We start from the raw sequence: 13843 nt of genomic DNA, 5'->3' as shown, positions 1-13843 counted from the left end.
GATGTTGGTTACTGCTGCCACTGCCACTGGCTTAGGTGTAGTAAACAATTAGTGTTAGACACCCTGCTAAGGCTACTACTGGAAAATCTAGTTCTGGTTGCCATAAAGATAGGCGATTGAAGTAGAGCGCGTAGGCAATATAGGTCAGCCATTCAGTTACTGCAATTCCAATAATTACCCCCTGAGGACCTGCCAATGAATAACCCAGCAGCATCGAATTTAATTGAAATAAAGCGCCAATACTGGTTAGGAGCATTGTTTTGAAGGTTTGCCCCTTGGCGAGCAGAATGTCCTCGTAGGTAACGCTAAGAACACGTCCTAGAAACCCAATAGCGAGAACTCGAAGAATCCAGCCGGCCTCTAGGTAACGCTCGTCATAGAGTAAGTCGATCAAGGGCTTACCAAAAAGGACCAAGAAAATAGCAAAGCTTGAACTCAAGGCCATCAGGATCAAACGAGCTTTTCGTAGGACTCGATATAACGCTGCCGGTCGTTCTCGAATTAACTCAGCATATGAAGGAAACAACACCTTACTATTCATCTGGGTAACAATACTCTCAACTGCACTAGACAGGCCTAATGCAACGGTATAAATACCAAGGAACCGAACGTCAAGTAACCATCCTAGAACTAAGCGATCACCTTGCAGTGCAAAAAAGGCAATAATCGTGCTGAGAAAAATCCATTGTCCAAATTGTTGCAGTTCATGAAACGCTTCTTTATCCCAACAGAAGGAGTTTCTCTCACCTTTCAGTAGAACATGGCTGGCAATAGATTTGAGAAGACTGCCAATTAAACCACCGAGCAACAGAACCCATACAGATCGGTAGAGCCAAGCTCCCACGATCATTACGCTCAGACTGATCGCGTAGATGCTAATTTCCAATGTTGTCAATTGCTTCAATGCAAGTTGACGGTTTGCTGTTGCTAGTTTAGTAGAAGCAGTGCCATCAATTAGCGCTGATAGGCCAGCAACGGGTAATAACTGCATCAGCATGGGTTCATCATAGAATCGAGCAATTGGTGCTGCAATGATGCAGGTGCCAATCCACAATACTATGCCTCGAATTACCTGAAGCGTCCAAGCCGTATTCAGAAACGCTGGATCCTCGCCACGTTTGCTGTGAACAATACTGGGAAATATACCGAGGTCTGAAAACATTTGTAGCCCAGTCAAAAAAGTCTGAACTAGAGCCATCAACCCAAAGGCTTCAGGAAATAGCAGCCGAGTTAGGACTAAATTGCCGCCCAGCCTCAAGATTTGGCTCGATCCATATCCTAAGAAAGTCCAAATGGAACCTCGAATCGCTCTTTGTTTAAGCGTTGGCTTTTGCTCTTTGCTTTCCCTGATGTAGCTGTCTGCCTGACTAGACATATAAAGTCCTAAACTCTACCAGTGATGTACTGCATCTCTATTGAAGAGCCTTCTAGATGAACGCGATATAAGGGTGGGATAAATTCTGTAAGAGGATCTCTAAAGATCTTTGCAAGCTCTAATTTCTAAATCAATATTTCCTAAATCAAGAAGCAAACGGCAACCATGTCAGCCTCAGAATTTTTGAATCATCTGCCAACGGAAAATCAAAGCCATATCTCGCCGCTGGCACCCCCACAAAGATATAGCAATCCTGCTGAAGCTGTGAGGCTCTCCAGTGACAATCTGCTGAGATACAGCCAAGGTGGTATCGGCAATACATCCACTACCTGGATGTTCTACAGGATCATTGCAAAACAGCTCTAGGATTGCTATATGGGTCAATAGTTACAAAATTAGTACTCACCAAGCGACCAGCGCCAGATCGGTGCATCAAGAGCCGCCACTGCACGTGAACCAAATCGACCTACGCTGTAACCAAGGTCAGCTAGATATTTCAAACAAGCTTCCCGATCCCGCAGGCAGTTGTATTCAAAACAGATAACAGGGGGTTTGATACGCTCAAAAGGAAACATCTTGATGATTTCAAAGTCGTATCCAGGTGTAGCCAATGCAAACAAATCAAGCTTATCAATATTGTGCTTGGACAGTAGGGTGCTGATGGTCATTTGAGGAATTGGAATCTCCTCAATCATGCTATCTAGATCATCGGGAAGATTTTCAACTTTTCTAACATGCTTCCAGAAGTAGAGTGAGGCTTGAAGATGGCCTTTGTCTAATCCGCCCGACTGGGGCAGCCAAAACGGTAACCCTGGAATATCTTCACGAACAGTATAAAAAGTTGCTGTTCCATCCTGCGCACCGATCACCAACTGCTCGAATATGAGCTGATCTTCACCCTTGTAGTTTTCAACCAACTGCTTGAACGAAATGGGTTGTGGTTCGATCAAAATACCGCGCCAGTGATATTTACGAATCAGTCTACCAACTGGATCGGCTGAAATCCCGTCATGGGCACCAATCTGAATACAGAAGACATCTGGTTGGTGTTGCATGTAGTCCTGCATTAGCAAATCAAGCAAATCAATACAGGGATAATCGTGCAGTTCAGGTTTTTCAGGCTGGTCTGTCACTTTTTTAATTTCGTACCCAAAAGACTTGACTACTTGTTGAAGGACTTGCTTCATCGTATTTCCTCAATATTTATGACTCGCTAGAGGTTGGACAAACTAATGCATTGCCACGAGGCAAAGTTGTTACTTTGCCTAGAGTTCACTCCAATAGTACGGAAATGAACAATCGGCAGTAACAGTTCTTCCTGTTTATCAATACATCAGGCAGGATGATATATCAGGTAACTTTGCGGTTTTGCACCTCAGTTACCAGGTAGGATGCGGGGGGAAATAGCTCAACCTGGCCTAAATTTCTGGAGAATATCAGTAATACAACTGAACTTTATGCAACTGCACTTTATTCAAATCTAAAGAGCAATTTCTCTACGCAATTTAGCGAAAACCTTTAGCATACCACTTGTCGTTGCTACGGATAGTGTCGCGTCGATACAATCTAGTAGCCGGTTTATGCCCAGCCAAGAAATTATAGCTATTCGTCTATTATTCTAATGATAGCCACAATGGAATGTTTAGGGCTTGGGGAAGCTTTCACGCAGTTTTCATAGAGAAAAATACTTTGTTCACCCCGCCTTTACAGCTTGCTAACGCGCTTCTTGTTAGTCTCTATAGAAGAGTCATGAAGCTCGGAACAGTTTGTCTGGGAAAACAAGGAGAGGTCATATGGTTGTATGCTGGCTTATTCCAATTCAAGGGAGCATTGTTGGCTGCTACTGATTTGTCAGAAACGGAATGAGAGCAAGGTGTACTGAGCTTTTCTAGGGTTTAAGTTTCGCACGCATTTAAAATATTCCAGTCGAATAATAAAGACCTGTTGCTGCAGTAAATGCTCAGGGAATTCTACGGATGACATGTTTTGAGCTTCATTGACCAAGGATTACAGCACACATTCACACTAAATTCATCATCTTTAAAGAGGTAGGTGCATGAAAGCAGTCATACTAGCTGGTGGTCTGGGTACTCGCTTGAGTGAAGAAACGTCTATCAAGCCTAAACCAATGGTCGAGGTCGGTGGACAGCCCATTCTCTGGCACATCATGAAGATCTATGCAGCCCACGGCATCAATGACTTCATTATTTGCTGTGGGTACAAGGGATACGTGATCAAGGAGTATTTTGCCAACTACTTCTTGCGGATGTCGGATGTTACGTTTGACATGCGGTTCAACCAGATGAATATTCATGCTGGTAAGGCTGAACCTTGGCGCGTAACCTTGGTAGATACTGGGGAAAATACGATGACCGGAGGACGACTGAAGCGAGTTCGTGAACATATCGGCAATTCTACTTTCTGCTTCACCTATGGTGATGGAGTCAGCAATGTGGATGTTACTAAATTAGTTGAGTTCCACAAGCAGGAAGGCTCACTAGCCACTCTGACTGCTGTACAACCTCCCGGACGATTTGGAGCCATTTCTCTAGGCAAAGAACAAACCAAGATTCATCAATTCCATGAAAAGCCCGGTGGGGATGGTGCGTGGATCAACGGGGGTTATTTCGTGCTGGAGCCGGAAGTGATCGACTACATTGCAGACGATTCCACGATGTGGGAACATGAACCCCTCGGGAAACTCGCTCAGGATGGTCACCTCTCTGCCTACAGGCATGATGGTTTCTGGCAACCAATGGATACCCTCAAGGACAAAAACTACCTGGAAGATTTATGGAAGAGTGGCAAGGCACCCTGGAAGGTGTGGTAACGTCCTAAATTTTCGATTGTCGGCTAAGTTGTTTATGTCTCTCAATTGAAGGTGGCAAACTCTATGTACGATTTTGCGATCATCGGTGGTGGCATCGTTGGTCTTTCTACGGGCATGGCTCTGGGTAATCGTTATCCGGATGCCAAAATTCTAGTGCTTGAGAAGGAGAGCCGCTGGGCTTTTCACCAAACCGGCAACAATAGTGGAGTCATCCACTCTGGCGTTTACTATAAGCCTGGCAGCTTCAAAGCAAAATTTTGCCGTGATGGTTGCCAATCAATGGTGGAGTTTTGCCAGCAGCATGAAATTCCCTATGAGGTGTGTGGCAAAGTCATTGTTGCCACAGAAGAACGAGAACTGCCGTTGCTTGAGAATCTTTACCAAAGAGGATTGCAAAACGGTATCAAAGTAGCTCGGATCACTGCTGAAGAAGTAAAGGAATACGAGCCGTATGTCAATTGCTTAGCGGGCGTGCGCGTATTCTCAACAGGCATTGCTGACTATAAGCGCGTTTGCCAAAAGTATGCAGAGTTAATCCAGAAACAAGGTGGTGATCTACGCCTCAATACTAAGGTTGAGAAAATTATTAGAACCGAAGAAGGTCAAGTTCTTGAGACTAACCAAGGAACATTTGAGACACGGTTTGTAATCAACTGCGCTGGTTTACACAGTGACCGAGTCGCCAAGCTTGGTAAGGTAGATCCTCAAGCTAAAATTGTGCCGTTTCGCGGTGAATACTACGAGCTTGTGCCGGAAAAGCGGTACTTGGTGAAAGGGTTGATTTATCCTGTTCCTAATCCAGCATTCCCGTTCTTGGGCGTGCATTTTACCCGTATGATTGATGGCAGTGTTCATGCTGGCCCCAACGCGGTTTTGAGCCTGAAGCGAGAAGGCTACAAAAAAACCGACTTCGATTTACGCGACTTTGCCGAGGTCATGACCTATCCAGCTTTTTGGAAGCTAGCTGCTAAACACGCCGATGAAGGGATGAAAGAAATCATTCGCTCCTTCAGTAAGGCTGCTTTTGTGCGTAGTTTGCAGCGCCTAATTCCAGAGGTCAAATCGGAAGACTTGGTTCCCACCCATGCGGGCGTGCGGGCACAAGCCTTGATGAACGATGGCAAATTGGTTGATGACTTTTTGATCATTAAAGGACAGAATTCTGTTCATGTTTGTAATGCCCCTTCTCCGGCGGCAACATCCTCGATTGAAATTGGTAAAGCCATTGTCGAACAGATTCCTGCCCAACAGCATTTGCAATCCACACTTAACGTATAGACGCAATAGGAAGATTCATGAAAGTACTTGTCACTGGCACAGAAGGATATCTAGGCTGCTTATTCGCCCCCCTTTTGCTAGAGCGAATATATTTTGTGATCGAATTTTGTGTTTCGCTTCAAGCCACCGCGATCACCTTTTCGGCAGAATTCTCTGTCAATCGAACCTTTAATACACGTCTTTTGGCAGTCTGTTCGATGGTGAACTTGTGGCCATTGAAGGGAACGGTATCCCCCTCGGCAAGCAACTGCCCAGATTCTGACATTAAAAATCCTGCCAGAGTCGTGTAGCCCTCTGACACAGGCAGATGAAGGCCCAATCGCTTGTTTATATCGCGAACAGCGGTATTGCCGTCGATCAATACACTACCATCGGGCTGCTCGTGGATCTGTTCATTTACCTCCTCGTCGTGCTCATCGGATATCTCACCGACGATCTCTTCCAGCAGATCCTCGAGCGTGATAATTCCCTCGACACCGCCGTGTTCGTCCACGACAAAGCCGAAATGGAATTTCTCACGCTGCATCTGTTTCAGAACGTCCTCAAGCCGCGCGGTATCCACAACATACATCGGCTTTTGGAGCACGCGTTCGAGCCTGAAAGCCTTCGGTCGAAGAATATAGGCAAGAATATCTTTGCTGTGGATAAAACCCACCATATCATCTAGTGAATTCCGATAAACTGGTAATCGAGAATAACCATGCTGGCGAAATGTTTTCACAATATCTTCAAGAGAGCTGGTTTCGGGTACCGCAACTATCTCGGTCCGCGGGATCATTGCCTCCTTGACGGTGGTTTCTGAAAATTCGAATACTTGGTTTATTAGCCTCTGCTCGTCCTCATTAAGCAAGCCCTTTTCCTTGGAGGCGTTTATCAGGCGTCGGATCTCCTCTTCGGTATAACTTGCTCCGTGCTCGCCCGAGGGCTCTAATCCAAACGCTCTGGCGGTGCGCGTGCCGGCCCAATCCAGAAGCCGGATCGGATAATAGAAAACCTTGTAAAAGATTTGAAGAGGTACTGCGATGAAATAAGAAACCTTTTCTGATATCTCGAGCGCCGCTGTTTTAGGTGCAAGCTCCCCAAACACAATGTGCAAGAATGTTATGAATGAGAAAGCTACGATAAATGATATAGTGTGCACGACCGCGGGAGACGATATCAAAGCGATTCCCGAGGCCGACGCGGCCCACATAAAAAGAGGGTCAAGCAGGCTGGCAACAAATGGCTCTCCGATCCATCCAAGTCCGAGTGAAGAAAGTGTTATGCCAAGCTGAGTTGCAGAGATATAAGCATTCAAATTGTCGAGCATCCCGAGCAGACGCTCGGCGGACTTGCTCCCTTCGGCAGCCTGCGTTTCAATTCGCGAACGCCGAACTGCAACAAGGGCAAATTCACTTGCTACGAAAAACCCGTTCGCCAGAACCAGCGAAACAACTATCGTCAAGCCCAAAATACTCCAGATCGGGTCAGGGGATTCGATCAATGCCGAACTATCGGCAAACAATAAGGTGAAAGATAAACTAGCGGGGTCGTCCATGGACTGGCGATATTTTGTGCCGGATCGCTGCCGGTAAACTCATCTCCTCTTATCGGCCACCTCTACAGGCCGATCTTTATTAACCACAGATTATACCATACTCGAAAAACCTGACGTAAGTCATTCAAGCGCTCTTAATACTTGTCCTTCCAGTTGATCCTGGATAAGCATTCGGCAAGAGCCGCAGCCTGATCCGGCCCTGCAGTATGTCGTTATTTCCTCTAAAGTTCGTACATTATTACTGCTGATCATTTCGTCGATCTGTTCCTCCGTAACTCCGAAACAGGTACATACAAGAGGGCTCTCTCCAACGAATTCAGCCGACACTCTTTCACGATGAGAAGCCAGGGCGGCACGAAATGCATCTATCGCAGTCTCCACGCATATGACACGTTCTCCAAATTCTTCGCCTATTTCCAATTCAAAAAGTAATTGTTGTATTTCGATCTCGCCTCCGCCTAACTCCTTCAATTCGGAACCGGAAAAGTTCTTGGCCAATATCTCAGCCGCAGCTACCATGAATCCGCAACCGTTTGATCTGAAGCGAATCGAACTGATCGCCGTGTCGTGTATGGTTGTGTGAAATTCGACAACGCAGCCACACTTTAGATCGACCGCGCGACCTATATCGGCAATATCCTTTGGAGCACCGCAATGCTGAAGTGTGGAAAGCATCTGTGCGATCTTTTCGGGATAGACGGGCATTTCAATAAAAATAGGCCCCACGCTGGATTAAGTAAAGCACGGCTCGTTCATCTCTGTGCCCGTCTAAACATACTCGGTCTTCGGACATCACCGGTATTCAATGTAAAATAGCAACAATGAGGTACCTTGCTAGTTTAGCCATTGGTATGGCATTTATATCGATCGTCGGCTGCCGATCGGCAGCAACGCCGGTTGCGATCGGCGAAAAACCGGTTGCCGTGAATGGCCGACAGATGAAAGATGCTCAATCACGCCCTTGGAAACCGGTTACGGAGATGGGCTGGACCGGATTCAATGATAGGGTAACGAAGGTAAAAGATCTGAAAGGAAGGGTCGTTATCCTTGATTTCTGGGCAACTTATTGCGAACCATGCATTCGAGCCATACCACATTTACGTTCATTAAAGGCCCAATATGGAGATCAGCTTGAGGTGATCGGCCTTCACGTTGGCGGAGAAGAAGATCGTGCAAAGGTTCCGGAGTTTGTCGAGCGGCTCTCGATAGACTATCCGCTCGGCACACCGGAAGATGCACTTTCTGCCTATATCTTTGGCACCGACACGGCCATCCCGCAGACCGCTATCCTGGATCGCAACGGAACGCTGGTCAAGAAATTCGTTGGGTTCAACGACGAGATCCAACAACAGCTGGATGCTGCACTAGCGGAGACCATTGCCGACGGAAAATAACAATTAGTAAAGTAGCCGCGAACATCATTTCAGCACGGGACACCAAAATGAGCGCAGAAAAAGAAAGGTCAGAATTTGCCCCGGTCGCGATCCAAAGGTCCGCCGGCGGCGTGGCTGTTCGCGATGGCAAGGACGGATACGAGGTCGCTATCATCCAAATGCTTCCGGAAATGCGGTGGCAGCTTCCGAAAGGCATAATTGATCCGGGAGAAACACCGGAGGTGGCGTCCCTCCGCGAAGTTCGCGAAGAAGCGGGCATCGAATGCAGGCTTATCGCTCCGATCGAGCAGATCGAATATTGGTTTTCTGCTGATCGGAACGGTGTATGGACCCGGATCCACAAATATGTGCACTTTTTCCTGATGAAATACGTCTCAGGCGATGTCGCTGATCATGACCACGAAGTAGCCGAAGCACGTTGGGTTTCGCCGTCCGTCGCTGAAGAGATGCTTGCCTTTGAGGCAGAACGCAATATTGCAAGAAAAGGTATCGCAATGTTCGAGAATCTATAACCTATGCGCGACATACGCGTCGGAAATGGATCGCTGCTTGTCAATTTCGATCGGAAATACCAGATCCGGGATATCTATTTTCCTCACGTCGGACAGGAGAATCACACATCCGGATTCCCTTGCAGATTCGGCATCTGGGTAGATGGAGCATTCTCTTGGATCGCTGATCCGGTTTGGGAGCGAGATCTCAAATATCTGCCGGAAACCCTCGTAACAAATGTTGAGCTAAGGAATTCGGAACTTGGTATCCGCATCAACTGCAACGATACCGTAGCAAGCCATGAAAATATTTATCTGCGACGGATAAAAGTTACTAATGAAAATAGTGAGCCTCGTACGATACGGCTGTTCTTTCATCATGATCTAAGGATCTATGAGAACAGCGTTGGTGATACGGCGATGTACGACCCAAGCACCCATTCGATCATACACTACAAAAAGCACAGATATTTCCTTATAAATACTGAACCTCATTTCGATTCTTTCGCTACGGGCCGAAAGGCGTTTCAAGGAAAAGAGGGAACGTGGCGCGATGCTGAGGATGGCGATCTGCAGGGCGGTGCAACGTCCGAAGGGTCGGTCGATTCAACCATTGCCGTTCACGTTTCGCTCGATGCCGAAACCGATACTACTTTTTACTATTGGATCGCGGCGGCAACAGACATAGAAGGCGTCTCTCGGCTGAATCGGATGATCAAAGACCGAAAACCCGAGAGATTTTTGGATTACACAGCCAATTATTGGCATGCGTGGGTAAATAAGAACGAGGTAGATTTTGGTGTACTGCCGGAGAAAATAGTTGATCTTTATAAACGCTCGCTTTTGATCGTCCATACCCAGATCGATAAAGGCGGGGCGATCCTTGCGGCCAATGATCACGATGTAACCGAACGGGCAACCGATCATTACAGTTACCTTTGGACACGCGATGGCGCCTTTGTTGCGCACGCTCTGGATTCGGCAGGTTATTCCCACATTACCCGGAAGTTCTTCCGCTTTTGTGGCGACATCGTTCATAAAGAAGGCTACTTTCTGCAGAAATATAATCCGGACGGCACCGTCGCATCCGGATGGCATCCCGCTTGGGACACACGGCATAAACTAAAGCTTCTTCCTATCCAGGAAGATGAGACGGCTCTTGTCCTTTGGGCACTCTGGGAACACTACGATAAGTTTCGCGATATCGAATTCGCACATCGTCTGTACACGTCAATGACCCTTCCCTGCGCCGATTTTCTGCTGTCCTATCGCGACGAAGAAACAGGACTCCCGCTTCCTAGCTGGAATCTCTGGGAAGACAGGCACGGCGTTCACACCTTTACATGTGCGACCGTCGTTGCCGGACTGCGCGGTGCAGCAAATTTTGCAGTTCTTTTCGCCGAATACGAACGGGCAGAAAGATATTCAAAGGCTGCCGATTCGATGGTCACTGCAATGAAGGGACATCTCTATGATGAGCAGCTAGGCAGGTTCATCCGTTCGCTTCAATCTTCGGACAATGGAGAATCCTTCCCCGATCCGACTGTGGATGCTTCACTTTTTGGGCTATTTTATTTTGGGTGTTTTTCGGCTGATGATCCCATGGTCATCAATACGATGGATGCCGTCAGGTCGAAACTCTCGGTCGGCGGCGGTATCGCGCGGTTTGAGAATGACGGTTATCAAAAGGGCAACGGAAATTTTACGGGGAATGCTTGGTTCATCTGCACTCTTTGGCTTGCCGAGTTTTATATCGCCCGAGCAAAAAGCGCTGACGACCTGAAGATGGCCCTTTCTCTTATCGAATGGGTAGCAGACCAAGCTCTAACATCAGGCGTGTTGGCTGAACAATTGGACCCTGAAACAGGAGAACACGTATCCGTTTCGCCCTTGACCTGGTCACACTCAACTTTCATTTCGACCGTGTTGGCCTTTCAGGACCGTTGGGCCGAGCTTACACGTGAAATGTAAGTTAAGATCGGGGGCCGAAAAATACCCTTCGCGTTCGCGCTGCGATAGAATGTCACTTTACCAATGAGGAAAGCAAAAATAATAGCCACGCTCGGCCCAGCTTCGAGCAGCGAACTAACGATCGAACAGCTTCTAAAAGCCGGAATGAATGCCGTTCGCATCAATATGTCGCATGGCACGCATGAAGAACACGCCCAGGTACTAGAAAGAGCCCGATCTGCGTCTAAGCGACTTGGAATCCCGATCTCTGTTCTCGCTGATCTCTCCGGACCAAAAATCCGAACCGGTGCACTAAAGGACGGGATACCGATCGAACTCATCGCCGGAGAGAAGGTGATAATTTCAGCTGAACAAAAAGATTGCAATGGCACACGCATTTCGACCAACTTCGTTCAGCTTCCGCAGGTGGTCAGTTCCGGAACGCGCATCCTGCTTGATGATGGTGCTCTTTCTTTGGAAGTAGAAAGCGTTAACGGTTCGGACGTCAATTGCCGGGTTCTCGTCGGGGCGTACAGACCTTCAACAGCCGGAAATGGAGGCTTCATCCTTGGATGGCCGCGATAGCCTTCGAGCGAACTCAAAAGAGCAGTCTCTTCACCGCAAATGTAAGCGCCGGCCCCGGTATGAGTGTGAATTTCCATCGAGAAACCTGAACCGAGAATGTTCTCTCCGAGCAGGTTGGCCTCTCGTGCTTCCCTCAAAGCGTTATCCATTATGTGAATAAGATAATTGTATTCACCCCGGTAATAGATGTAGCCGGCAGAGGCGCCGAGAGCAAAACCCGCAATGACCATTCCCTCGATGAGAGCATGCGGGTCATACTGCAGAAGATACCTGTCCTTGAAAGACCCGGGCTCTGATTCATCGGCATTGCAGACTATATATTTAGGCTTGTGCGAATCACGCGGAACGAACGACCACTTCATCCCGGTGGGAAAGCCTGCGCCGCCTCTTCCCCTAAGTGCCGAGTCCTTTACTTCCTGAATGATCGCATCCTGCGTCATCCCAAAGGCTTTCTCCATTGACTTGTAACCGCCAGTGTCTTTATACACCTGCAGCGTGTGGCCATTTGCGATATGGACACGCTTAAGCGAAAGCGGTTCGCAGCCTATTGCTTTGATCTCCATTTATTTACAATCCGCCAAGATCTGATCAACCTTCTCGATAGTCAAATCCTCGTGAAAATCAAATCCGATCTGCATCATTGGGGCAGTGCCACAGCTTCCGAGGCATTCTACCAGCGACACAGTGAACTTGCCGTCCGCAGTGGTTTCACCGGGCTTGATGCCGAGCTTCGAGCAGATATGATCGGTTATCTTCGGTTCACCCATTATCTTGCAAGAGAGTGTCTTGCAGATCTGAATGTGGTGTCGACCGACTGGACGCAGGTTAAACATCGAGTAAAATGTCGCCGTTTCCCAAACATCCGTGATTTCAAGATCCAGGAACTTTGCCAAAAAATTTACACCCGGGTTATCTATCCAACCACGCTCTCGCTGAATGACGAACAATAATGGTATTAGTGCCGATCGGCTGCGTTCCGGTGGATATTTAGCGAGGTGTGACCTCATCTCGTCGATCACTTCTGAGGAGAATTCCGCCACGTCGTCAGTGACCACGATCTTGTCTGTATAGCTTGTCGGTGTTGCTGCTGCCATTTCTAACAATGGGAAATCGGGACCAGATACCTAAAGATGCTTGAATTCAAACTTTGTCCGATAGCCGGTCTCAATTCTGTGACCCCCCTAACGATCGATCTCTCCTAAAACAATATCCAGACTTCCGATTATCGCAACGACATCCGCGACCATTTCACCTTCGCTCATTACTGGAAGAGCAGATAGATTAACGAAGCTTGGGCCTCGGAAGTGGACTCGCTCAGGTTTTGGGCCTCCGTTTGATTTCATATAGACACCTAGTTCGCCTTTTGAGGCTTCGATCGCGTGATAAACCTCACCTTCGGGCACATTGAACCCCTCCGCAACGATCAAAAAGTGATGTATGAGCGAATCCATATGTTTTCGCATATCATCACGGTCGGGCAACACAACTTTAGGGGCATCAGCCTTGATCGGGCCTGGCTTCAGCCGTTCGAGAGCCTGCCGTACGATCTTATGTGATTCGCGAAGCTCCCGCATGCGAACCAGGAATCGCGACCACACATCCCCATCAGGTTCAGTCGGGATGTCAAAGTCGTAGGTTTCGTAGCCCGAGTAGGGATTATGTCGGCGAAGGTCCAATTCGACACCGCACCCTCGTAAACAGGGTCCGGTCAGTCCCCAATCTATAGCATCTTTTCGCGAGATTATACCAATGCCCTTCGTCCGATTCTGCCAAATGACGTTGCCGGTTATCAAAGTGTCAAATGTATTTAACGCGTCGGGGAAATTGTCAAGAAATTGACGGACTCGATTCTCGAATCCAGCGGGAAGGTCCATCATCAAGCCGCCTATCCTAAAATAGCTTGGCGTCATACGTCCGCCGGAGGCTGATTCGATTATATTTAGGATCTTTTCGCGTTCCTTGAAAGTAAACCAAAACGGGGTCATTGCTCCCATGTCAAGGCATGACGTTCCGAACCAGACCATATGGGATGCGATCCGCTGCAGCTCGCACATTAGAACACGAATGACCTGGGCACGCTCTGGTATTTCAATTCCGAGCAGTTTCTCGGCTGCCATTACGTATGCGAGATTGTTTCCGAGAGGATTCAAATAATCCATCCGGTCTGTGATGACAATACCCTGCTGGTATTTCTTGTATTCAAAGAGCTTTTCCATTCCGGTGTGCAGATATCCAATATCTGGAATGGCCTTTACTACCAACTCTCCGTCAAGTCGCAGATCAAGCCTCAGCACTCCGTGAGTTGACGGATGCTGAGGGCCCATTGAGAGCGTCATTTGCGTCTCTAGTGCCTCATCGACAACATCTATATCAGCCGGGATATCTTGAACCGCTGTTTCCATA

At 47.7% G+C, this 13843-nt stretch carries 13 protein-coding genes and 1 pseudogene; 7 read left to right on the top strand and 7 right to left on the bottom strand.

Annotated elements, in window-relative coordinates; all coding sequences use genetic code 11:
- Window positions 1-31 precede the first annotated feature (31 nt).
- Window positions 32-1375 (bottom strand): oligosaccharide flippase family protein, encoded by a 1344-nt coding sequence (locus JVX88_RS09615; protein ID WP_211627112.1) that lies wholly within the window; start codon window positions 1373-1375, stop codon window positions 32-34.
- 165 nt (window positions 1376-1540) lie between these two features.
- Here JVX88_RS09615 and JVX88_RS09610 point away from each other — a divergent pair, with 165 nt between their 5' ends.
- On the top strand, window positions 1541-1741 hold the full coding sequence (locus JVX88_RS09610; RefSeq protein ID WP_211627111.1) for a hypothetical protein: 201 nt from the start codon (window positions 1541-1543) through the stop codon (window positions 1739-1741).
- Window positions 1742-1770: 29 nt separating this feature from the next.
- Here the strand turns inward: JVX88_RS09610 and JVX88_RS09605 are convergent, their stop codons facing one another.
- Window positions 1771-2562 carry an FkbM family methyltransferase gene (locus tag JVX88_RS09605; protein WP_211627110.1) on the bottom strand — a complete coding sequence of 264 codons (792 nt, stop codon included), beginning with the start codon at window positions 2560-2562 and terminating at the stop codon, window positions 1771-1773.
- Between the two features lie 869 nt (window positions 2563-3431).
- On the opposite strand from JVX88_RS09605, the gene rfbF reads away from it, so the two are divergent.
- Both rfbF and lhgO read left to right on the top strand, forming a co-directional pair.
- Entirely contained in the window at window positions 3432-4205 is a 774-nt protein-coding gene (rfbF, locus tag JVX88_RS09600; RefSeq protein WP_211627109.1) for a glucose-1-phosphate cytidylyltransferase, read from the top strand.
- Window positions 4206-4268: 63 nt separating this feature from the next.
- Complete coding sequence (gene lhgO / locus JVX88_RS09595; RefSeq protein ID WP_211627108.1) at window positions 4269-5483, top strand: L-2-hydroxyglutarate oxidase; 1215 nt, start codon at window positions 4269-4271, stop codon at window positions 5481-5483.
- 118 nt (window positions 5484-5601) lie between these two features.
- Here lhgO and JVX88_RS09590 read toward each other — a convergent pair whose 3' ends face one another.
- Both JVX88_RS09590 and JVX88_RS09585 read right to left on the bottom strand, forming a co-directional pair.
- Entirely contained in the window at window positions 5602-7020 is a 1419-nt protein-coding gene (locus JVX88_RS09590; protein ID WP_211627107.1) for a hemolysin family protein, read from the bottom strand.
- 120 nt (window positions 7021-7140) lie between these two features.
- Window positions 7141-7746, bottom strand: coding sequence for a (2Fe-2S)-binding protein (locus JVX88_RS09585; RefSeq protein WP_211627106.1), 606 nt, complete (start codon window positions 7744-7746; stop codon window positions 7141-7143).
- Window positions 7747-7841: 95 nt separating this feature from the next.
- Here JVX88_RS09585 and JVX88_RS09580 point away from each other — a divergent pair, with 95 nt between their 5' ends.
- The 4 genes and pseudogenes from JVX88_RS09580 to JVX88_RS43965 all read left to right on the top strand — a co-directional run.
- A complete protein-coding gene (locus JVX88_RS09580) occupies window positions 7842-8414 on the top strand; it encodes a TlpA family protein disulfide reductase (RefSeq protein WP_211627105.1) in 573 nt (190 codons plus the stop codon).
- A gap of 47 nt (window positions 8415-8461) precedes the next feature.
- A complete protein-coding gene (locus tag JVX88_RS09575) occupies window positions 8462-8926 on the top strand; it encodes an NUDIX hydrolase (protein WP_211627104.1) in 465 nt (154 codons plus the stop codon).
- Between the two features lie 3 nt (window positions 8927-8929).
- Window positions 8930-10876 carry a glycoside hydrolase family 15 protein gene (locus JVX88_RS09570; protein WP_211627103.1) on the top strand — a complete coding sequence of 649 codons (1947 nt, stop codon included), beginning with the start codon at window positions 8930-8932 and terminating at the stop codon, window positions 10874-10876.
- A 63-nt stretch (window positions 10877-10939) separates the two neighbouring features.
- A pseudogene (locus JVX88_RS43965) lies at window positions 10940-11326 on the top strand (pyruvate kinase); the annotation flags it as partial.
- Here JVX88_RS43965 and JVX88_RS09565 read toward each other — a convergent pair.
- From JVX88_RS09565 to nuoD, 3 genes are all read right to left on the bottom strand, one after another.
- Window positions 11269-11880: a hypothetical protein gene (locus tag JVX88_RS09565; RefSeq protein WP_410503778.1), complete on the bottom strand. Its 612-nt coding sequence runs from the start codon at window positions 11878-11880 to the stop codon at window positions 11269-11271. The pseudogene JVX88_RS43965 and the gene JVX88_RS09565 overlap by 58 nt on opposite strands.
- Window positions 11881-12003: 123 nt before the next feature.
- On the bottom strand, window positions 12004-12534 hold the full coding sequence (gene nuoE / locus JVX88_RS09560) for an NADH-quinone oxidoreductase subunit NuoE (RefSeq protein ID WP_211627101.1): 531 nt from the start codon (window positions 12532-12534) through the stop codon (window positions 12004-12006).
- An 87-nt stretch (window positions 12535-12621) separates the two neighbouring features.
- Entirely contained in the window at window positions 12622-13842 is a 1221-nt protein-coding gene (gene nuoD, locus JVX88_RS09555; RefSeq protein ID WP_211627100.1) for an NADH dehydrogenase (quinone) subunit D, read from the bottom strand.
- Between the last annotated feature and the right edge of the window lies 1 nt (window position 13843).

It is taken from the genome of Leptolyngbya sp. 7M (genome assembly GCF_018128485.1).
The sequence above is the reverse complement of the archived record's forward strand: the minus strand, read 5'-3'. Positions and strand labels throughout refer to the sequence as shown.

Bases quoted from the DNA above. Each gene is read 5' to 3' on its own strand.
- JVX88_RS09610 (WP_211627111.1), top strand. From the start codon at position 1,541: ATGTCAGCCTCAGAATTTTTGAATCATCTGCCAACGGAAAATCAAAGC.
- nuoE (WP_211627101.1), bottom strand. From the start codon at position 12,534: ATGGCAGCAGCAACACCGACAAGCTATACAGACAAGATCGTGGTCACT.
- lhgO (WP_211627108.1), top strand. From the start codon at position 4,269: ATGTACGATTTTGCGATCATCGGTGGTGGCATCGTTGGTCTTTCTACG.
- JVX88_RS09590 (WP_211627107.1), bottom strand. From the start codon at position 7,020: ATGGACGACCCCGCTAGTTTATCTTTCACCTTATTGTTTGCCGATAGT.
- JVX88_RS09570 (WP_211627103.1), top strand. From the start codon at position 8,930: ATGCGCGACATACGCGTCGGAAATGGATCGCTGCTTGTCAATTTCGAT.
- JVX88_RS09605 (WP_211627110.1), bottom strand. From the start codon at position 2,562: ATGAAGCAAGTCCTTCAACAAGTAGTCAAGTCTTTTGGGTACGAAATT.
- JVX88_RS09565 (WP_410503778.1), bottom strand. From the start codon at position 11,880: ATGACGCAGGATGCGATCATTCAGGAAGTAAAGGACTCGGCACTTAGG.
- nuoD (WP_211627100.1), bottom strand. From the start codon at position 13,842: ATGGAAACAGCGGTTCAAGATATCCCGGCTGATATAGATGTTGTCGAT.
- rfbF (WP_211627109.1), top strand. From the start codon at position 3,432: ATGAAAGCAGTCATACTAGCTGGTGGTCTGGGTACTCGCTTGAGTGAA.
- JVX88_RS09575 (WP_211627104.1), top strand. From the start codon at position 8,462: ATGAGCGCAGAAAAAGAAAGGTCAGAATTTGCCCCGGTCGCGATCCAA.
- JVX88_RS09615 (WP_211627112.1), bottom strand. From the start codon at position 1,375: ATGTCTAGTCAGGCAGACAGCTACATCAGGGAAAGCAAAGAGCAAAAG.
- JVX88_RS09580 (WP_211627105.1), top strand. From the start codon at position 7,842: ATGAGGTACCTTGCTAGTTTAGCCATTGGTATGGCATTTATATCGATC.